28 protein-coding genes are annotated in these 18,725 nt (G+C 33.3%); 1 reads left to right on the top strand and 27 read right to left on the bottom strand.

Annotated elements, in window-relative coordinates:
- Positions 1–414 precede the first annotated feature (414 nt).
- From AC0VYH_RS18120 to AC0VYH_RS18215, 20 genes are all read right to left on the bottom strand, one after another.
- Positions 415–744 (bottom strand): hypothetical protein, encoded by a 330-nt coding sequence (locus tag AC0VYH_RS18120; RefSeq protein ID WP_136948889.1) that lies wholly within the window; start codon positions 742–744, stop codon positions 415–417.
- Between the two features lie 306 nt (positions 745–1,050).
- The gene (locus tag AC0VYH_RS18125; RefSeq protein WP_404681170.1) at positions 1,051–1,446 is read right to left on the bottom strand and encodes a hypothetical protein; all 396 of its coding nucleotides are present in this window, start codon (positions 1,444–1,446) and stop codon (positions 1,051–1,053) included.
- Between the two features lie 233 nt (positions 1,447–1,679).
- Entirely contained in the window at positions 1,680–2,135 is a 456-nt protein-coding gene (locus tag AC0VYH_RS18130) for a rhomboid family intramembrane serine protease (protein ID WP_206889187.1), read from the bottom strand.
- Between the two features lie 294 nt (positions 2,136–2,429).
- Positions 2,430–2,714, bottom strand: a complete 285-nt coding sequence (locus AC0VYH_RS18135; protein ID WP_136948887.1) for a hypothetical protein — start codon at positions 2,712–2,714, stop codon at positions 2,430–2,432.
- Between the two features lie 159 nt (positions 2,715–2,873).
- Complete coding sequence (locus AC0VYH_RS18140; protein ID WP_475372871.1) at positions 2,874–3,197, bottom strand: hypothetical protein; 324 nt, start codon at positions 3,195–3,197, stop codon at positions 2,874–2,876.
- A gap of 78 nt (positions 3,198–3,275) precedes the next feature.
- Entirely contained in the window at positions 3,276–3,698 is a 423-nt protein-coding gene (locus AC0VYH_RS18145) for a hypothetical protein (RefSeq protein ID WP_475372872.1), read from the bottom strand.
- 128 nt (positions 3,699–3,826) lie between these two features.
- Positions 3,827–4,009, bottom strand: coding sequence for a hypothetical protein (locus AC0VYH_RS18150; RefSeq protein WP_475365772.1), 183 nt, complete (start codon positions 4,007–4,009; stop codon positions 3,827–3,829).
- A 235-nt stretch (positions 4,010–4,244) separates the two neighbouring features.
- Positions 4,245–4,592, bottom strand: a complete 348-nt coding sequence (locus AC0VYH_RS18155; protein ID WP_475367584.1) for a DUF4260 domain-containing protein — start codon at positions 4,590–4,592, stop codon at positions 4,245–4,247.
- Between the two features lie 172 nt (positions 4,593–4,764).
- Entirely contained in the window at positions 4,765–5,448 is a 684-nt protein-coding gene (locus AC0VYH_RS18160) for a VOC family protein (protein WP_475367583.1), read from the bottom strand.
- A complete protein-coding gene (locus AC0VYH_RS18165; RefSeq protein ID WP_475367582.1) occupies positions 5,445–5,924 on the bottom strand; it encodes a VOC family protein in 480 nt (159 codons plus the stop codon). The genes AC0VYH_RS18160 and AC0VYH_RS18165 overlap by 4 nt, the downstream gene beginning before the upstream one ends.
- Before the next feature lie 354 nt (positions 5,925–6,278).
- The gene (locus tag AC0VYH_RS18170; RefSeq protein ID WP_475372873.1) at positions 6,279–6,491 is read right to left on the bottom strand and encodes a hypothetical protein; all 213 of its coding nucleotides are present in this window, start codon (positions 6,489–6,491) and stop codon (positions 6,279–6,281) included.
- Between the two features lie 204 nt (positions 6,492–6,695).
- Positions 6,696–6,863, bottom strand: a complete 168-nt coding sequence (locus AC0VYH_RS18175) for a Fe3+ hydroxamate ABC transporter substrate-binding protein (protein ID WP_475372874.1) — start codon at positions 6,861–6,863, stop codon at positions 6,696–6,698.
- A gap of 79 nt (positions 6,864–6,942) precedes the next feature.
- Positions 6,943–7,164: a hypothetical protein gene (locus AC0VYH_RS18180; RefSeq protein ID WP_475372875.1), complete on the bottom strand. Its 222-nt coding sequence runs from the start codon at positions 7,162–7,164 to the stop codon at positions 6,943–6,945.
- Positions 7,165–7,703: 539 nt separating this feature from the next.
- Positions 7,704–7,964: a hypothetical protein gene (locus tag AC0VYH_RS18185; RefSeq protein WP_475372876.1), complete on the bottom strand. Its 261-nt coding sequence runs from the start codon at positions 7,962–7,964 to the stop codon at positions 7,704–7,706.
- Positions 7,965–8,225: 261 nt separating this feature from the next.
- Positions 8,226–8,426 (bottom strand): hypothetical protein, encoded by a 201-nt coding sequence (locus AC0VYH_RS18190; RefSeq protein WP_475372877.1) that lies wholly within the window; start codon positions 8,424–8,426, stop codon positions 8,226–8,228.
- A 458-nt stretch (positions 8,427–8,884) separates the two neighbouring features.
- Complete coding sequence (locus tag AC0VYH_RS18195; RefSeq protein ID WP_224600455.1) at positions 8,885–9,280, bottom strand: hypothetical protein; 396 nt, start codon at positions 9,278–9,280, stop codon at positions 8,885–8,887.
- 547 nt (positions 9,281–9,827) lie between these two features.
- Positions 9,828–10,271: a hypothetical protein gene (locus tag AC0VYH_RS18200; protein WP_475372878.1), complete on the bottom strand. Its 444-nt coding sequence runs from the start codon at positions 10,269–10,271 to the stop codon at positions 9,828–9,830.
- Positions 10,272–10,818: 547 nt separating this feature from the next.
- Positions 10,819–11,193, bottom strand: coding sequence for a DUF120 domain-containing protein (locus tag AC0VYH_RS18205; protein WP_475367578.1), 375 nt, complete (start codon positions 11,191–11,193; stop codon positions 10,819–10,821).
- A 189-nt stretch (positions 11,194–11,382) separates the two neighbouring features.
- The gene (locus tag AC0VYH_RS18210) at positions 11,383–11,832 is read right to left on the bottom strand and encodes a hypothetical protein (protein ID WP_475372879.1); all 450 of its coding nucleotides are present in this window, start codon (positions 11,830–11,832) and stop codon (positions 11,383–11,385) included.
- Positions 11,833–12,012: 180 nt separating this feature from the next.
- On the bottom strand, positions 12,013–12,162 hold the full coding sequence (locus AC0VYH_RS18215) for a hypothetical protein (protein ID WP_194218895.1): 150 nt from the start codon (positions 12,160–12,162) through the stop codon (positions 12,013–12,015).
- A 365-nt stretch (positions 12,163–12,527) separates the two neighbouring features.
- On the opposite strand from AC0VYH_RS18215, the gene AC0VYH_RS18220 reads away from it, so the two are divergent.
- Positions 12,528–13,724, top strand: coding sequence for an MFS transporter (locus AC0VYH_RS18220; RefSeq protein WP_475367581.1), 1,197 nt, complete (start codon positions 12,528–12,530; stop codon positions 13,722–13,724).
- A gap of 53 nt (positions 13,725–13,777) precedes the next feature.
- Here the strand turns inward: AC0VYH_RS18220 and AC0VYH_RS18225 are convergent, their stop codons facing one another.
- From AC0VYH_RS18225 to AC0VYH_RS18255, 7 genes are all read right to left on the bottom strand, one after another.
- Complete coding sequence (locus AC0VYH_RS18225) at positions 13,778–14,038, bottom strand: hypothetical protein (RefSeq protein ID WP_475367580.1); 261 nt, start codon at positions 14,036–14,038, stop codon at positions 13,778–13,780.
- A gap of 187 nt (positions 14,039–14,225) precedes the next feature.
- Positions 14,226–14,753, bottom strand: a complete 528-nt coding sequence (locus tag AC0VYH_RS18230; RefSeq protein WP_475367579.1) for a GNAT family N-acetyltransferase — start codon at positions 14,751–14,753, stop codon at positions 14,226–14,228.
- A gap of 94 nt (positions 14,754–14,847) precedes the next feature.
- The gene (locus AC0VYH_RS18235; protein ID WP_475369058.1) at positions 14,848–15,384 is read right to left on the bottom strand and encodes a GNAT family N-acetyltransferase; all 537 of its coding nucleotides are present in this window, start codon (positions 15,382–15,384) and stop codon (positions 14,848–14,850) included.
- A gap of 121 nt (positions 15,385–15,505) precedes the next feature.
- Entirely contained in the window at positions 15,506–15,925 is a 420-nt protein-coding gene (locus AC0VYH_RS18240) for an NUDIX hydrolase (RefSeq protein ID WP_283153683.1), read from the bottom strand.
- Between the two features lie 144 nt (positions 15,926–16,069).
- Positions 16,070–16,405, bottom strand: a complete 336-nt coding sequence (locus tag AC0VYH_RS18245) for a hypothetical protein (protein WP_475372880.1) — start codon at positions 16,403–16,405, stop codon at positions 16,070–16,072.
- Between the two features lie 475 nt (positions 16,406–16,880).
- Positions 16,881–17,714 (bottom strand): DUF6843 domain-containing protein, encoded by an 834-nt coding sequence (locus tag AC0VYH_RS18250; protein ID WP_475366334.1) that lies wholly within the window; start codon positions 17,712–17,714, stop codon positions 16,881–16,883.
- Positions 17,715–18,124: 410 nt separating this feature from the next.
- Positions 18,125–18,700, bottom strand: a complete 576-nt coding sequence (locus AC0VYH_RS18255; protein ID WP_303536498.1) for a histidine phosphatase family protein — start codon at positions 18,698–18,700, stop codon at positions 18,125–18,127.
- Between the last annotated feature and the right edge of the window lie 25 nt (positions 18,701–18,725).

The following is an 18,725-nucleotide window of genomic DNA, read 5'->3' on the forward strand; positions in this document are numbered from 1 at the left end:
ATGTATCAAAATCTCAATTCTAAATCTATACATTCAACAGAAACACCTAATAACTAGCAAAGAAGCACAAAAAACTTAGTCGCAACAAAAAGAAGCGATTCTAAACTACAGAATCGCTCCGATTTAATGGAGCAAGTGGACAATTCAATGGCCCCCAATATTAAAAGAATCATGAGAACCGTCCCCAATCATTAGTTTTACAAATCTATATCCTGTTATATCGCAACCAAAAGATTTGTAAAGTTTGCGTGCCTTTCCCCTCTCTTCGCTAATGCTACTCAGAAAAAATATGAAATTTGAATCTGTACTCAAAGATCATTTTCTATATACTTAATCAATGCTTTAGCGATACCTTGATCACGATATTCTTTCTATGTAACATTAAACAGGTTTGTTTATTAGCTTCTTTTACGATTAAAAGGTAATGCTTTGCAATGCGATTCGAGGAGTAAACCAAACTGTGTATGGTTCTTTTTTATCTTTTGAAATTATAAGTAACGTATTTTCTTTTCTTTCTATCTTAATTACGTTCATAAACTTAAGTTCAATAAGTGCCTTATCATTATGTGCATTAATTAAATCTATTTTACATCGTTGTTCATGAATCGATACAAGCATGAGTAAACGGATACCAACATCATCCATTTTATTTATCATGAATATTCCTTGTTCCTTCTCATATAAATAATCAGGTTCACATTCAAATAACTCTATTAAATCATAGTCATCAACTTTAATACCCATACAAATACTCTCCTTAAGATTTTTTATGGACGGTTACCAATTTCCCATAAGGTTTTAAAACAACTTTAATATTATCATGTATATAGTAGAAAGTATCACTATCACCTGAAGGAGAGGTTCTTATCTTTAAGTTTATCTGATATGTTAAAAAATCGTTGACTGAGTTGGCTGAACGATTAATGAAGATCGATCTTCAACCTCTACTCTGCTATGATATTACAGAACTACTCCGAGGTTGTTGATTAACAAATTAAGTAATAATCGAACTTTTTTACTGACACCTTAATTTCTTGATTTCGATATTAATTACTTACTTTCTTTAGTAAAGCTCATAGTGACTATATATCCCGTAGCAATAATACCACCAAGACTCAGCTCCTCATAACTATGAAAAAGAAACGCAGGGAGGATAGAAGTCGGGATAAACCAGGAAGAAGCAAGATAAAGTGATGGTAAACCAATAAGGGTTAGCTTTTGCACATTCACCCTCCACTTACCAGTTTTGTTGTATTCTTTTATTAGTAAAGGGAGACCTAGATATCCCCCAATAGATAGGTAGCTTAATGCTGCAATAATCTCCCAGGGAAAGACGTTAAAGGTTGCCCGCTGCTTGCTATCAAAATAATCATTCAGCTCTCCTAAGACAACTAATAACACAATAAATCCAGTCATATAGAGAACGTAGTGCCAACGAAATTTCATTATATCCCTCAAAACTTTTAAAATTTTTTCATCCTCAAATAAAAAGGCAAATCAGACTTCACTTTAGCCTAATCATCCAAAGAAATACTCCTAGAATTGATTAGAATGCTTACTTCTTTATTCAGCATTTGCTCCGAGTTAATGGAGCAAGTGGACAATTCAATGGCCCCAATATTAAAAGACTTGATATCGAGATAATTGGACAAGGTACCCTTCTTAGTTAGTATACAAATCTAGAATAAAAAGAAACTCATCAAGATTCCCAGCATAAATCCAACCACGTGGGAAACAGCTCCGCCCAAACCTATAAAGTTTCCTAAAATTGAATAGAAAATAATATAGTTTGTTTTCCAAGTACCTAATTGGAAATTGAATAGATCAGGAGTTTGTATAAATAGGTAAAATATACAACCTACCAATGCAAAGATCCCAGGAGAAGCCCCTGTTCCTTTATTAAATGAAGAAAATATAGAAAATAACAAGGAAACAATTACATTTCCAATTGTATAAATGAGAAGAAACATAATGCTTCCAATTTGGTTTTCTAGCACTAATCCGACGAAATAAATGCCAAAAGCGTTTCCCATGAGATGAATTATGTTCATATGAAAGAATGGAGCAGTAATGAGTCGATACCATTCTCCCTTACTCATATAGTCAAAACTCTTTCCTGTACCCCATTTAGACAATTTATTGCTCCACATTCTATCTGTGAAAAAAATAACTATGTAAATAACAAATAATGCAAGTGTCACAGGAGGGGTATTTAATATGGTAATGTTATCGACTTCCTTTCTAAAAGTGATATACAATATTTATTTACCTTTTTGTCTTTTTATTTTATTACCTCTATCCACAGTTACGGTGACTACTCTTATTAGATAATAGCTCCGAGTTTGCGGGAGACTTGAAATCGAGATATCTCCGAGTTTAACTTGTTCCTGATAGTGAGGACTCAAATCATGATACTTAAATATTTGTGATTATTTCTTACTTCTTCGTTCTAAAAGTATAGGTGCTATATTTAGTAAGATAGAAACAATTGTCAAAAACCATAATGCTCTTTCCATACCTGGTACTACATCCAGTAAAGCTGCCCAGTCTTCCACTCTTACCCATCGAGATACAAGACTGTATTCTGCACAAAGTGTTAATGATGTAAATGATAATCCCATCGCCATCGCAAGCTTATAATCCTTTCCTGCTGCATACAAAGAAAGGTTTATAACAGTTACTACTATGGCAATGACCCCTAATATTGCCCACATTACTATACCTCCATATATATTCACTTAAATTCTAACCCTTTTTACTTATTAAAGATTACTGCTCTGCCAGTTAAATAGGTTAAACCACTGATATTACTTGTGCTTATGTAATAAAGGGCTAATGCTCTATTGAACAATCGCACCCGTTAGTTTAACTACTCAAACTATTTCTGTTTTTTCTTTCTTGAAAATACCAACCAATAACATAACGAGTCCTACTGTGAAAATAAAGGGGAAAATATACCACATTATCAACCCTGCCCAACCACTTCCTACACTGACTGCATAGGTTAACCCTATCGCAAAAGCTAAAGCTGGTGAAATTGGTACCATAAGAGCAATGCCCCATACCTTATATTTTTTATTTTTTGGTTTATCTATGCTTAGCAGAAGAGCTACATACACACCTATAAATGCAATTACATACCCTATAACAATTGCCATTTTACCACTCCTCTCTGTTTTAATATCCTCTTCTTTCACTAGCCTGCTCCTAAACCTACATAGAGCGCTTACTTTTTATTAAGTAAACGCTCCGAGATTCTTGAATAACTACTTCACTTAAGTGTTTATGATATTCAGTTCTTTTCTATCTTTTTTTCTGATTAGCGTAAGAACATACAAGTACAAATAAACTGGAACCATGACAATAACCAATATTTCTTTATTCAATGAATTGCTTGATAAGAGTAAAGACAACACTAGACCTGCTAAAGAATAAATTATGAATTCAATGAGGGATCTGTATTTAGATAATGGTTTAAATCTAAGAAATCCATCTGCAAATAAAGTTGTGGGGAGACCGTAAACTATAAATACAATTGCAAAAAAAATCGGTAACGAAATTAAAGTAGCAAAAGTATCAGTATATTCTCTTTCTAATTCAAGCACGTAGTTAAGAGTAAATTCTCCAATTACTAAAACAAAAACTGAAAGTGGTGCTGATATAATTATTGCTAGTAGTATCTTTTGTAGATATTTCAATTCCTTCCCCCTCTAACCATACACGCGTCCACACTCCTGCCTAAAACCGATAGAGCGCTTCCTTTTATTCAGCGATTGCTCCGAGATTCCGGAAAACTTGATTCCGAGATATTATAATCCTGTGATAATTAGATATTATGGCTTTTCCCTAATCTTACCCCATTAACAACAACACCAATTGACCCTGTAATAATAAATACATAGGTAATGAACAAAGGTGTTGAGGATAGCGTTTCAGTAAATAATCTAAACAAACCAACCGCAAAAATAAGAAAACTACCTATTAGTGCAACAACTATTCTATTCGTCATTTTCACTCCTCCTAAATAAGTTATCTTCCCTTTCAAAAATTTAATGCTTTAAATGGAGATTCAAGATTCTATTTAGCAATCACCAACACATATGTAATACCAATTATTTCAAATTAGTGCAAACAACTCAATCTTTTCTTTCACACTAAAAGAAGCTTATCTTATTACAGATAAGCTCCGAGATTGTTGAAGAAAGGTTTGACATCACAATCACACCTTACAGTTCAAATGGTATCTAAACTTTTTGTAAGTGCGTAGCCTTAAAGTTACTTGGATACTTTAAACCGTAGCCGATTGTCCGATCCATTCCAATATGTGCGACCCAAATAATACTTAATGCCAACATCAAATCTTGATGTAAAATAACACTAAGAATGATGAGTATTAACGGAATGACATACGTATGTCCAAAATTATAAATAGTTGAACCTATTGAATTATTAATCACGTACCCCAACATAGATAGATCTGGTACAAGTAAACAAAGGAAGAATAGCCACCAACTCCCGTCTATACTGGCATAAAAATACACTGAAACAAGTAAGACAATCAATCCTTCAATATGTAATAATGATTTACTCATTTTAGACCCCTCATTCCAATTCTCACTAATTTTTGTATTCTAACAGATTAGGTTTCACAAATCGTTAATTTCTCCGATTAATACTAATAATCCAAGAATATCGTCCCAACACATAAACTGGAATGCTATTCCTCAATCGCTCCGAGATACTTGAATAACCACCTAAAATCTATTAGCTAGTGGAATTAATTGTTACTGCATGGTTCTCATTTACTACTATTTGATCATTCGTATTTACCTCTAGATCAATTGGATAAATAGCAGAAACCTTATCAGAAAATATCCATCTTCTACCTGGTTGAACTAACAAAATAAAGACGCCAATTGCACGATTCCCCATAAAATTAAGTGATTCGTCGCTTATTTGTTTGTTATCACGCTCGTTAATCCCAAGGTCCATTAATTGTCTTCCAGTTTTTATTGCATCATCCACAGTAAGGCTAATTTCACTAATACTTAGAATGCTACTTTGTGAAAATGGTTCATCACTAGCTTTGGTTATAGAATGTCTGGAGATAAACTCAACTACATTTTCAGAAGGGTCATAAAAGTATAGTGAATGGCCAGGAAGGTTTGGGAAATCCGCCTCATCTTTTCCTTCTTCTTCATTCAGTTCAACTTTACCTTCTAACCATGCTTTAGCCTCTTTAAATTTATTTGAAGGGATATTGAAAGCAAAGTGGTAATAAGGATCGCCTTTTACATTTCTTGATGTGAATTTCAATTGACTTGAACCAATTGATACCTGAAAACTTTCTTGGCATTCTTTTGTTAATGGCATACCTAAAGTTTCTGTATAAAAAATTTTCATTTTATCAAGATGTTTTGTTTTTAAAGTAAGCCGCCTTATCCTCACAAGGTATTCTCTTCTCCTCTTAGGCGTACTATTTCCATCCACTTTGTCATTTCAAATTTCCCACTTTCTTGTTTGAGTTCGTCCGGAACAGAAACAAAACTCATGAACTCCAAACTGTTTCCATCTGGATCTTTAAAATAGACAGAAGCATTCCCCTGATTAGGCCTTACAAATGGCTGCACTGATGTCCTGTTTCCGAAAGGTACAGCTTCTATTCCTTTACTATGCAACCAATTCACAGAGTTCTTCATCTCTTCAAATGGAATTCTAAAAGCCACATGTCTTAGTGATGGGTGGTATGCGGTTAAATATTCTTCTCCTTCCCAGAGCCCTAGCCAACTTTTATGCCTCTCAATCCAGATAAAAGCAATTCCAACTCCTTCCCAAGCAAGCTCTAACCCCAAGCTTTGATAAAATTGAATAGAACATCTTAGATCTTTAACTGGTAAATGAGCTTCGTAAAGTCCTTCAATCATATTTATCCACTTCCTCTTTTCATATTTTCTATGAATTAAGTGTATATAGGAATTTAATATGACGCCTCGGCTGCGAGCATTAAATAAGCTACAACTTTAGAAGGAGACTTATACATGAGCCAGATAATCTTACTAGAGATTATAATCCCAGCATTTAAAAGAGCCTATCTTATTAAAGATAAGCTCCGAGATAATGGAAGACCCAATATCAAATTACTTTTATTCATTCCGTCATTCTTACTCAATCTAAATATTTTATTATTGTTCTTTTATCATTTAGATCTAAAATAATCTCATAACAAAAGGCTACTATTAAACCCGAGCAGATCAATTTTAAATATCTGCCTAAAAAACTTATATTTTCTTAAACATCAAATAAACACCTGCAATAAAAGGGATAATTAGGAGAAAATAAACGGGCACTTGAATGTAATATATCCAATGATTATAAAAAGATGAAGTGCTCTCATCTGCCACCAAACAAAGAACTGAGATCATAATGACTAAAGCACCTACAAGACAAGTAGAGCAAGTTAATAATAATCCATAAAGTTTATAAGATGACATCAACAGTTCCCCTCTTACCAATAATTTAATCTAACAGTGTTTTATAACAGCTAATTTATATTAAAACCACTAAAAAGGTTTTTTTTACACTTCTATTTTGTGTTTTTTAGCTATGTTAAAGCTTATTGTGGATATTGGAGCTAAAAAAGGGGTTTCTCAGGTTATTCAAAGATCGCTCCGATTATATTGAATAGAATCAATGGATTACTTTTGGTTAAAACATTCCTCGCAAATGAACTTACCTTCATTATTCAAGTATGCTTTTATCTCTGTCATACCTTTTCTCTCAGGATATCGCATCTTTACGTAGACTACATCATTTCCTTTTATTTCTCCACCGCAATTTGAACATTTTGGTGTATTTCCAAACATCTCTTTCACTCCTAATAAAAACTTAGTTTAGTGTTATTACGATAAATCTGTAAAAAAGTTCCGAGATTGTGTAATAAGATTATTTCTTTTTAATTATGTATACACCTATTAGAACAGATATTAAAATTAAAATTACTGATGTCCAAGGGATGCTTGGATTACTTGAACCAAGGCTACCTCCAGCTATCATAAAACCCGCAGATTCTTTAACTGCATTTGATAGCTGATCAAAACCATATGCAATAACTGCTGTTAATAAAGAAAAACCTATGAGTAATAACCCTGCTACTCTATTATCCATCCAAAAACACCTTTCATTCTAAAAAATATTCCTGTGTATCTTGCAGTAATCGTTCCGAGATACAGGAAGATCACTTGTAAAATATTCAATTGTACCTATCTCGCTTTAACAACAATTATCTCTTAAGCCAGTTTCAAACTTTCAAGATGATTTCATTCGTTTGTACTTCTTATACTGCATTATTACAAATACACAAATAACTATAATGAATGAAATGGTAATAGAATATCGAGAAATCATAAAAAAGAAATCCGGATATGTAATTTCTACAACTGAAGTCACTCCATTTACATCTGTTGTAGACTTCATTCTACTTACACCAGCAAACAAAATTAAAAAGGAAATAACCAATGAATATAAACCAGTTTTAACTAACATCTTTTCCAAAATGAATCCCTCCGTATAACGAAAAAAGGCTGCAGAATTTGCTCATTAACAATTATTTCAAATCAAGGCGAATAACTCAATCTTTTACTTCATATTAGAAAGAGCTTATCTTTTATTACAGATAAGCTCCGAGTTAGTTCAGCAATCTTCCTTTATGCCTCACCCATTCCGAAGCCAAGCAAAAGAAGGAATCCTATTGTGATAAGTGCAATAACATTAAGTAGTGATAATAACCATTTACCAACACCCTTTTTACCTTTAATCCCAAAAATAACTCCTAATAATGGGAATAAGAGCATTGAGATTATTGCTATTTTACCTAATGAACCGAAAGAAAAGCCATTTATCATCAAAGAAAACAAAATAATAAATGTTCCTAAACAGATGGTTGAAAGGACATTGTAATTTTTCAATTTAACCCCTCCTAATTTTGAACTGTTTAAACTAAACTTTAAATTACTTCCTTAACTCTTCTGCTACGTCAGTTTAATTAGCTCAATTCCCTTTGCTTATGTAAGAATGGCGAATATTCTATTGAGCAATCGCGCAAGACTTGATTTCGAGATTTCTTGGAATAGATCTTAAAATAACGCTCCGAGATACTTGAAGACTTGTTTCAGAGATATCTTCTAGCAAATCCAAACAGAAATAATAAAGTTATCTACCATTAATGATTAGAGTTCTTCCGTCTTGGATCTTTTAATATCAAAAAAACTTATCATTCCACAGACCAATACGCCTAATAATAAAACACTTGTAAGAATCCAATTATCTCCCCAACTATTGATCGCACTAATTAAACAACTTAATGCTATAGCAAACGCTCCATACTTCGCTCGCCATTTATCTAATTTAGACAAATTAGCCCTCTTCATCCTACACCTCCAAAAAAATCAAGCACTCAAATCAAAACTTTATACTGGAAACGCTCCGAGATTGTGGAACATTGATATTTGTTATGATTGTTTCCAACTACTAGTTTGTATCCTTAGAACAGAAGCCATTACTCCTATGAGGCAAAAGATAATTCCTACTGGCAAGATGAAGAATAGTAAAAAGTCTGGAATTATTCCAAGGTACGGTAGAATTGTACATACCGGAACTGCAACGGTCAGAGTTAATAAGATAATCAAATCAAGTTTTTTGGTATTCAAATAAAAATCCTCCTAAAAGCAATACAATAGTTTTATTAGCATCTAATCTAAGTCAAAATGCTTAATACCAATTATTTCAAAATAGAACTAATAAATCCATCTTTTTCCCCAAAAGAGCCTATCTAATTAAAGATAAGCTCCGATTTTGTGGAAGAAGTAAAACAAAACTTCTTCTTCCACTACTCTGTTAGACCGAACCCCATAATATGATCAGTATAAAGAGCATAACTATCATACTCAATGACATTGTCAGGGTTAGCAAATGGGACAATCTTTACATTACTCAAAACAAGCATCCCGTTAAAGTTTGTCACGCTGCCTTCATTTATTAGAGGGAACATAGTATCCTCAGATTTCAATAGCGCCTTATCAAGTAACGTCATCTTGCTCTCATTTGGCTCTGCGGTATTTAGTTTATCTGCAATGATTAAGGAATTTGATGTAGTGATTTGAATCTTTCTCTGCTCCTCCACTCCATCTTGCATGTCCTCTACTAGGCATTGTGCCGTCATTATCGATAATTTCTTCATGTCGTGTCCTGGGTTTAATTCATGACCTGTAAATTCAACTTTCAAGATATATCCCTCCATTTATTCATTCTTCCAATACCAATTATTTCAAAATAGTTCTGAAAAATCCATCTCTTATACAAAAAAGAACATATCTATTTTGAGATATGCTCCGAGATACTGGAAGATGGTAAATTTCGTACAAAAACTTATGATACACTTAGATTAAGTAAGTTCAATATCTAACATTTCTTTTTTCTCGAACGGAAGGATTAGGGGTGGACTTTTATGCTTTGGCTTATGTTAATAGTAATATTTCTGCCTTTTATAGCAAGACGGATAGAAAGGCATTTTCAGCGATTAAAAAAAGAAAAAAATGAAATGAAGGATATCTTCAGTGATTGAGAGAAAATAATATCCAACTTTTTTACCTATTGCTTTAGTTAACAAGAAAAATATACCACAGAGGAACTTCCACAACACTGGAAGTTCCTATTTTTTGTGAAGTATCACATTAAACTTTAACATAGCCATTTAATTAAAAGCTCCGAGATTGCTGAACAGTGAATATCAGTCACCAAACAGTTTATAATCAATCTCTACTTTCAACCGATCAATTTTTTTGTATCCAAACCTTCCAATTATCGTAACTTTCTATGTTGATTACTTTATCAACTTTTTCAATCTCCTTGTTTTTTGAATCACTCTTTAAAAAGCCTACACGATATCCTTCATCGCTCTCTAACATTATTTCAAAAGGGCTCCAATTTTCATTTGGTGCCATTAGGTGTGTAATGTTGTTCACTTTCCACCTATTATCTTTTTCTATGAAATGAACTTCCGCAACCCAAATTCCCTTTTGTGTATATGTCCCTTCTAGTACCACCAAAGTTAAATCATCGGCTACTTGATGAGAACCATAAATCTTCACATCTTTAAATTTATCGTACTCATCTATTGCCTTTTCTGGACTGTTTTCACCGTCTTCTTCCCACTGAATACAACCTGCTAAACTAATAGCTATCAACAATACAAGCATAAAAAATCTTATCCTCAAGATTTCATCCCCCCTTCTGAATAGATTTCCAATTTACTTAAAATTAATTTTTCTATAATACGACTAATCCCTTAATACCAATTATTTCAAATTAGTGCGGATAACTCAATCTTTTACTTCAAATTAAAAAGGAGCCTATCTTATTACAGATAAGCTCCGAGATTATGGAACAAGTAACTACTCATTAAATGTATGGAGAATTTAATTATTACTGTTTATAGATGAACTTATAACCAAAGTAAATAATCAGTAATGCTATAAAAGTAACTATCAAGTTTTCTATGGATGCACACAATTCTCCTCCGACACAGAAAGATGGCTCACTCGGATTTTTGAAAATGGATGATATTAAGCGAATACCAAGCCCCTCCTTAAAGAGTGTTTAAATTGGTATATTCGCTTTTCTCACAGTGTATACTTAATCTTTTCAGCAAAGCACTATCGCCTTGTCCTTCAATAGCTCCGAGATAATGGAAGACTTGGTTTCGTGGATATGTTGGAGCAGTTCTTAAATTAAAGCTCTTCGTTAATGGTACAAGGTTCTTGTTTAAGAGATAACTACCTCAACTACATCTCCATTTTTTAAGATGAATTTATCACGAAGCTTTATATCGGTGGCAATTTCAATAATTGTCTTTGGATGGTCGCCATTTCCACTCTCATTGGCATCAGTTCTTAAAATAAATGAATTCCTTCCAAATATTTCACAAGGGAGTATACTGACAGATACTGCTCCACCATATTCTTCTTTTTCCAAACGTATAACATCATAAGGGAGATTATATGGTTCATTTAGTTCTACATTCAATGTTCCAGGAAACAAAACTACCCCTGTCTTCTCTTTATAAATGTCCTGATATTTTTCAATCCAATATGAATAATTGCCTAACCCACTCACTACTTTCCCTGAGAGTTTTATCAATTATAAAACACCCCTTATTTCAAGAAATTATTAGTATTTATTGTCAATACCAATTCTTAGTTATCTTTTAAATCCTTTCCCAACTACCAGTTCTTTTTGAACTAAACTGCTCCGTTACCACAAAAAGCGATCCCCCCACTGTGCAGCTATCGCTCCGAGTTTGCGGAAGACTAGATTTCAATACAACTCCTATACTTTATGACTTTTAAAACTTTGGAATGCTTTTACAGCCTCATTATTAGAATCTTTGCTTAAAATGAATTCACATACTTCTTTCAGTTCGTGATTTGAAATTAGTTTATTTGGAATTGAACCAAAGAATAATAACATCTCTCTATAAGCTAGATAATTAGGAGAAAGTTCTATAGCCCTTCTCGTATGGAATAATCCTGATTTGTATGCGCCTTTATAGTCTTTAAAAACATGACACATGAGGTTACAAGCTATTCGATGTAACCTACTATCTTCTTCACTGCTTAAAAGGTAATAAATGAATGTATAAACACTAATGTCTTTTTCTTCAAATGCTATTACCATTATTTCATTTGCAAATTCATCCATATCCATTTCGCGTTTAATAACCCTAGCTTCTTCAAAATCACCATCTGAAATAAGCTTAGCCAAATTAGATTTTTTCAAAATAAGCAAGCTCCCTTTCCTAATAAACCTACGAAATCCATCCAATTTAGTTTAATACAAGCGAATGTTTTGAAACTGAGTCTTCAACAATCTTTTCCCCATTCTTTATTAAAGAAAATGCGACTATTCTTAATGAATAATCGCTCCGAGATAATGGAAGAAATACTTTCTACATCTACTTTAATCACGCTGCCTTTTACCTATGTTATAACCAGTAATAATCCCTACTATTGTAAGAAATAAAATATCCTCTTCAAAGTCATTGAAAAACACCCCATATAATGCCCAAACTATTATAAAAGTAAATATTGAAATAAATAATCCTTTCATCTTCATTCCACCTTTTATACCTTCAGTTCAATATCTAAAACTCTATTCCAATTGTTTCAAAGGAGCGTAAATAACTCAATCATTTATTTTACAAAAAAAGCCTATCCTATTACAGATAAGCTCCGATTTTATGGAATAACTTAAATTAACTTTTTTACTAATATTAGTTACTTACTCTTTAGAATTATTGTACAATTAATGTTGGAATATTTTAAGGAGGTATTTTTTATGTCAAAAACTTTAGCTGTTAACTCCACAAAAGTAGCAGGAGTGAGAGCAAGTTAAAAATCCAATAACCTGACGTGCTTTAACTCCTGCTAATACACCATTTGAATGTAATTTCATTTATAGCAGGAGGAACACTAATGAAGAAATATACACTAGCCGCACACAATATTAATTTCTTATTTTGGTCGCAAATCTTTGGAAGTATTCGATTTATCACACCAGTGCTAACTTTGTTTTATTTTTCTCGAGGATTAGATGAAACACTTATTCTTTTAGTCATGACTTTCTTTAGTCTCGGAGTTCTAATAGGTGAAGTACCTACTGGTATATTTGCAGATCGTTACGGAGCAAAGACCTCTTTTTTAGTAGGCTCATTATTAGGTATTGGTAGTCACGCTTTATTACTTTGGGCTTATGATCCTTGGGTTTTCTTTTTAAGTAGCTTATTAACCGGAATTGCTGCAACCTTCTTTAGTGGCGCAGATGAGGCTTTAATTTATGAGTCGTTAATCTTATCAAACGAAGAGAATAAGATGGATAAGGCGATGGGTCAAATTGGTTCCGCAAAATTTTTAGTTACAATTATTGTTGTTATTATAGGTGCGATTCTAGCAAAAGATTTATCTGATGGACAATTTAAACGGTTAATTGTTTTAAGTTTGTTTTTTATGTCCATTGAATTCGTTTTGTTATTGTATATAAAAAATCCAACAAACCAAGGAACATATACCAATGATATTCGATCACAACTTAAAGAGGGATTCTTTGTAATAAAGAAGCATCCTCAAGTTTTATGGATGTTTATGAATATTACTCTCGTATTCATTCCCGCGACTGCAATTTTTGGAGAGTTTGATCAAAAGTTATTAGTTGATGCAGGTCTTCCTGTTTACCTTATTGGTATTGTCTATGCTGGTGCTGCTCTTTTAGGATTTACAGCATCAAGGTCAATAGGTTGGATGACAAAGAGGATAAGTCGTGTACATCTCTTATTTATAACAGGTCTTTTAGCTGTTTTGGGTCTTATAGGAGTTGCAACATTCACCTCCTATCTGGGAACGGTATTAGGAGTGTTATTAGTTCTTAAACTTGTAAGTGCAATTAGATACCCTGTTTACTCTCAACTTTCTAATGAAATCATTCCATCGAATGTTAGGGCAACTACGATCTCTCTTCTATCCATTTTAGATTCAGGATTTGACATTCTTATTTTTCTAACTGTGAGTAGTTTAGCACTAACTGGATTTTCAATGATGTTTGTTGTATGTGCAGGAATTGCTCTAATAGGCACACTAATTCCAGTGGTACCTAGAAAAGCTATAAACTTAGAATAACTACTGAAAAACACTCGTATTCATCGAGTGTTTTTCATATATATTCAAAGTTTTTAGTGATTCCCACCAGTTATGTAATTCACAATATTACCAGTAAACATCAGAATAAAAAAACTAAACAACATAAGTGTGTTAGATACAATTAGCCAATAGTTTCTTATCAACGCTGCAGAAACTATACCAACTGGAGCTATAATAAATGTTATAAGCCAAAAAGGACTAGCAACTTGAAATATTACGTTTGGAATCCAAACACTCACACTCAAAATCAGGCTAGATATAGCCAGTATATTTAAAAGATTTTCTTTGTTCACAACATCCACCTTTCTTTATCTAGAAACTGAGTCTTCCGTTAAGCTACCCATACCTTTAGTACCAATTATTTCAAATTATTGGGAACAACTCAATCTTTTCTTTCACATTAAAAGGAGTCTATCTTACTACAGATAAGCTCCGAGTTAGTAGAAGACTTGAGTTCAAAGTACTTTTTTAAACGAGTCGTTAATTATTATAATACTCTTCTTGAAGTATGCTCATAAGGATCTCATCTGAATATGTATTGTTCATATATAGGGATTGCCTTAAGACTCCTTCTTTTTTAAAGCCTGCTTTTTCGTATGCTTTAATTCCTCGAAGGTTATGCGAATATACTTCTAATTCCAAACGATTGAGTCTAAGTTCTTCAAAAGTAAATTTAAGTGCAAGTTTAGTTGCTTCAGTACCATAACCTTTGTTTAATACTTTTTTATCGTGAAGTGATATTCTAAAGCCAGCCTTTTTATTTTCTAGGTCTATATCTAACACTGCTAAGTCACCTACTACTATATTATGATCCAAGGTACAAATAGCAAAATCATAGCGCGTAGAATCTTCACTAAACTGTTTGTAACTTTCAATAATTTCATTCAGTTCGAAAGACTTTCGAGTGCCGGTCATATATAGAAACTCTTTATCCTGAGTTGACTGAAAGATGCTTTCCATATCTTCATCTTTAATAGATCTTAAATACACATAATGACCTTTTATCATTTTAGATTTAGCCTCCGGACAATCATTTATTGTGAAAATAAATCAAGTATCTTATTGAACAATTGCTCCGATTTAATCGCTGACATAGAATTAATTAAAACTTCTTAATTAATTCTATGTCAGCGTAATGATCAGCTCTATATTCATTATCTCCATAAAATCCATTAATCGTATCTAATCCAAGTCCAGTCCAAAATCTAATAGCCGGCCAATTTTTTATTGCTACACTTGCTCGGACCTCTCCAAATTTATACTCTCTTAAAATACTTAAGAATTCACTAATGACTTCTTTCCCTAGTCCTTGTTTGTGATATTCCTTGTCGATGTATAGATAGTTAATATAATAGGTTTCATTCTTCGGATATCCTTGATAGGTGGTAAGTATTCCAACAATAGTATCCGTTTCCTTCACTCTAATCACCTGGATTTTAAACTTGTCTTTGGTTCCATTGGGAGGTAAGTCGCCATCAGTAAAACAGCGATAAGCATATTCATAATCTAGGCTACCGCCGTCCCATTGGTGTATGTATCTCCCTTGTTCATATAACTTTTGAACAATATGAATTTCATTTTCACTAAGATCTTGAATTGTAAGCCTTGCTGTTTCCCACACACTTGGAATTAATTTCATCAGCACTCTTAACTCACTCCTGTATTCTTGAAGATCGTTCTTCAACACTTATGTTGCTATGATATTCCAGAATTGCTCCGAGATTATCGAATAATGTATGAGTCATATATTTTCTAGTTTGCTAGTTAACATTCCCTTGAAAAGTGTAAGCTGAAGAAGATTTCATTAATTCCTCTACTCCATTTTTATGGTAGGGCATTAACTCGTTAGCAGTATTAAAGTCTACCCACTCTATCTCAGTGATCTCATTTTTATCTTCAATTTGAACCTCTCCATCAATAACAGTAGCTTGAAATGTAAACATTAAACCGTGATGTTGCTGCTTAGTGAAAAATGCTTCATTAACTGCTAGAATCGGTCCTGCTTCAATTTCTAAACCAGTCTCCTCTTTTGTTTCACGAATAACTCCTTGTTTTAAGGTTTCTCCAAATTCAACTGCTCCACCTGGCAAAGACCAAGTTGAATGTGCATTGTTCACCATTAATACTTTTTGTTTTAATGGGTCTAAAATAAAAGCATAAACTACATCTACTCGCTTCATTTCTAAAACTCCTCTATTTGTCTAATAAATAATTTACTGGAAAGAGCGATTACCTAAGTATGCGGTAATCGCTCCGAGATTGCGGAAGATAGAAAACCTTTAATGATGTGGGATTATAAAATTTTTGAGAACTCATTGTTCCTTTTATTCGATTTGTTCAATTTCTTTTGTATGAAAATCAATAGTATAGATCTTTTTTACTTTTACTTTGCCACTACTATGATCGTAAACTCTAATATAATATTTTGTTCCTTCTTCTTTAATAAAGTCTACGGTGTATTTCTGCTTTTCTTTGTCACTTAGTTTATTAAAAATCATAACTTCTGCATCATCCTTAGATAATTTGCCATTCTTTTCGGCTATTTCATCACTAACTGTTACTCCGCTCTCGACTTTTTTCTCAGAAACATTTCCTGCGCAGCTTACCAATCCAAATAGTAAAGTAGCCATTACAATGCCAAACGATGAGCTTCTCTTCATAGGAACACTCCTATCTTACAGCTTCTTTCCCTAAATCCAATATTAAGAAAACGCTCCGAGATTGTTGAAGATCACTCAAGAGTTCTTTAGTCGTTATTATTAAGGTAACAGGATGACCACAAAAATTGATATAGAGATAGCATTTCTAAACCTTTTTATGGATTCGTAATATATATGGTTTCTTTTCGTTAATTAAATTCGGTGGAATCCTTACGTATCTTTGGTTACATCTTCAAGAATCTTTTGTCCCTCTAGTACTGTTATTCTAAATATGCGTAAATCTTATGGAGAGTTTTTACTCTGCAGCAGTTATATTAGTTATGTGTTATAAAGACCGGAAAAACGCTGGCGATGCGTCTATACTTGCTAAAAAGTCTTTCATATCTGCTATTGTATGGGGATTATAGTATTCATACCTTACGCACAAGACTCAAGAGAGAGAACTGGGAGTGATTAGGGCTTCGAAACGAAAAAGCTAATACTTGTAGAAATCGGAAAATAAATGTTCGATGACTTCATATTCTTGATCACTATAGAGCGGGTTACCCGTAATACTAAATTGGTCTCCACAGTTTGTGTTTGTTACGTGATGAACTTCATAGCTTTGACCTTCTTTTCCATCAAAATGAATACTACCTGAGCGACTCCGATAAATACAAGAATCATCAATCCTTGTTCTTTTGCCATCACTAGTAACGTAATAAAACTCATCATTTATCATACCTTTAGGCTCATCAGAAGATGTCTTTGCTACACCGTATTCTATACGATCTTCTACACTTGTATATTCTAATTCTTCTTTAGAGACTTGAATTACTTTTTTACCCTTTTCTTTTACCAGACGAGGTTCCTCTTCTTGGTTATATTTGACGACAATAACGCCTTCATACCCCTTAGGAATGAGATACTGCATATCAGTCTTTTGTTCTAAATCGAGTTGATAAAAACCCCATACCCCTGCAAACAACACTAGGACGAACAAGGTGTTGCTAATAAAAGATTTCGTTTGAAACTTTCTAAGTTTGCGATTCTGCCATTCTTCCGCTGTAAAGAAAAAGACCGCAGCTCCAACAGCAACAACTGATAAATCCTCAATTACAAAATATGTAGCAACCGCTAAAGAAAGATGAATAAATGCAGCGACGATAAAGCGATAGGATGATAATTTGTTCGAAACCCAATCAGATAAAAGAGATACGGGAATTCCAAATATTAAAGTACCAAAGGCTGTATAAGCCATAATGACCACTATAAACATGAAATCATCAATCCCAAATGGTTCACTTGAACCAATAAACCCACTTAGCATCCACAATAACCCCATAAATAACGTAGTAAATACAGCGGACAGAAGTTTATTTTTAATTGGTTTCTCCTCCCTTGTTAACCATTTAATAAAATGCTAATGTGAATTAATTCACATTAGCATTTTATCACAAATAGGGTTATTTCTAATACTCTTGTAGAAAAAGGTCTGATCCGATTAAAAGACTGAAATGCTTCGTAGCAAAGGAATGATTAAGAGAATCTGTCACAAAAAGTTACAGGAACGATCAGTTTTGGAAAGTTTAAAAAGTTTTCTCATTTTGATATTCACTATTGTATATGAAAACAGGGTGCAAGGTTGCGGTCCATTAGCGGTTGTTGATACTGGAGCTAAAAAGGGAAACCCGTCCAAAACTGGTTTCCCCACTTATTCAAAAATCGCTCCGAGTTTGTTTAATACTGAATCCTTATCCAACCAGCATCCTTGGGAAAGTCATCTCTAGTAAGTAATCGTTTTGAGATTAACTGGCGATAGGATGTGATCGTTCCATCGTGTGACACGACATAAATATTCCCTTTCTCTTCTTGCTTGCACCCTCTCAAGAATTCTTCTCCAATAATCCGAAACTCTTTCTCTGGTAAAGCATTTATACCATCTTTCCAAAGCTCTTCAGAAACCTGGTGATCTAAATTAAATTCAGGAAATACCTTTTCAATGTTTTCCCGTTTCATCATTATGTCACAAGGAAGCGTTCGCCATTCTTGTTTTTGTGGAAACATTCTTGGAGAAACCAGGGGACTAACAATTGCTTTAACTTTCGCACTTCCTATCCATATTTGAGCAGTTTCTAGCGTTCTTTGAGTAGGACTTATAATGAGCGTGTCTTCACTTTTCAGATGAAAAGTATCTCTTAATAAATATGCTTGCTCTTTTCCTTCTTTTGTTAGAGAAGGATTTTTCATATGTAAACTATTAGGTGTATCTAGTGTATGCTGTCCTTGACCATGTCGTACAAATATTAGTTCCATAATTCCCTCCCTAAACTTATTATTT

The sequence above is a fragment of the Anaerobacillus sp. QJM3NY_32 genome, assembly GCF_056173645.1.

Bases quoted from the DNA above. Each gene is read 5' to 3' on its own strand.
- AC0VYH_RS18165 (WP_475367582.1), bottom strand. From the start codon at position 5,924: ATGATTGAAGGACTTTACGAAGCTCATTTACCAGTTAAAGATCTAAGA.
- AC0VYH_RS18180 (WP_475372875.1), bottom strand. From the start codon at position 7,164: ATGGATAATAGAGTAGCAGGGTTATTACTCATAGGTTTTTCTTTATTA.
- AC0VYH_RS18250 (WP_475366334.1), bottom strand. From the start codon at position 17,714: ATGCTAAGTGGGTTTATTGGTTCAAGTGAACCATTTGGGATTGATGAT.
- AC0VYH_RS18215 (WP_194218895.1), bottom strand. From the start codon at position 12,162: ATGAAAGGATTATTTATTTCAATATTTACTTTTATAATAGTTTGGGCA.
- AC0VYH_RS18150 (WP_475365772.1), bottom strand. From the start codon at position 4,009: ATGACGAATAGAATAGTTGTTGCACTAATAGGTAGTTTTCTTATTTTT.
- AC0VYH_RS18190 (WP_475372877.1), bottom strand. From the start codon at position 8,426: ATGAAGAGGGCTAATTTGTCTAAATTAGATAAATGGCGAGCGAAGTAT.
- AC0VYH_RS18245 (WP_475372880.1), bottom strand. From the start codon at position 16,405: ATGAAGAGAAGCTCATCGTTTGGCATTGTAATGGCTACTTTACTATTT.
- AC0VYH_RS18175 (WP_475372874.1), bottom strand. From the start codon at position 6,863: ATGTTTGGAAATACACCAAAATGTTCAAATTGCGGTGGAGAAATAAAA.
- AC0VYH_RS18240 (WP_283153683.1), bottom strand. From the start codon at position 15,925: ATGAAGCGAGTAGATGTAGTTTATGCTTTTATTTTAGACCCATTAAAA.
- AC0VYH_RS18255 (WP_303536498.1), bottom strand. From the start codon at position 18,700: ATGGAACTAATATTTGTACGACATGGTCAAGGACAGCATACACTAGAT.
- AC0VYH_RS18125 (WP_404681170.1), bottom strand. From the start codon at position 1,446: ATGAAATTTCGTTGGCACTACGTTCTCTATATGACTGGATTTATTGTG.
- AC0VYH_RS18230 (WP_475367579.1), bottom strand. From the start codon at position 14,753: ATGATAAAAGGTCATTATGTGTATTTAAGATCTATTAAAGATGAAGAT.
- AC0VYH_RS18155 (WP_475367584.1), bottom strand. From the start codon at position 4,592: ATGAGTAAATCATTATTACATATTGAAGGATTGATTGTCTTACTTGTT.
- AC0VYH_RS18235 (WP_475369058.1), bottom strand. From the start codon at position 15,384: ATGAAATTAATTCCAAGTGTGTGGGAAACAGCAAGGCTTACAATTCAA.
- AC0VYH_RS18220 (WP_475367581.1), top strand. From the start codon at position 12,528: ATGAAGAAATATACACTAGCCGCACACAATATTAATTTCTTATTTTGG.
- AC0VYH_RS18170 (WP_475372873.1), bottom strand. From the start codon at position 6,491: ATGTCATCTTATAAACTTTATGGATTATTATTAACTTGCTCTACTTGT.
- AC0VYH_RS18120 (WP_136948889.1), bottom strand. From the start codon at position 744: ATGGGTATTAAAGTTGATGACTATGATTTAATAGAGTTATTTGAATGT.
- AC0VYH_RS18135 (WP_136948887.1), bottom strand. From the start codon at position 2,714: ATGTGGGCAATATTAGGGGTCATTGCCATAGTAGTAACTGTTATAAAC.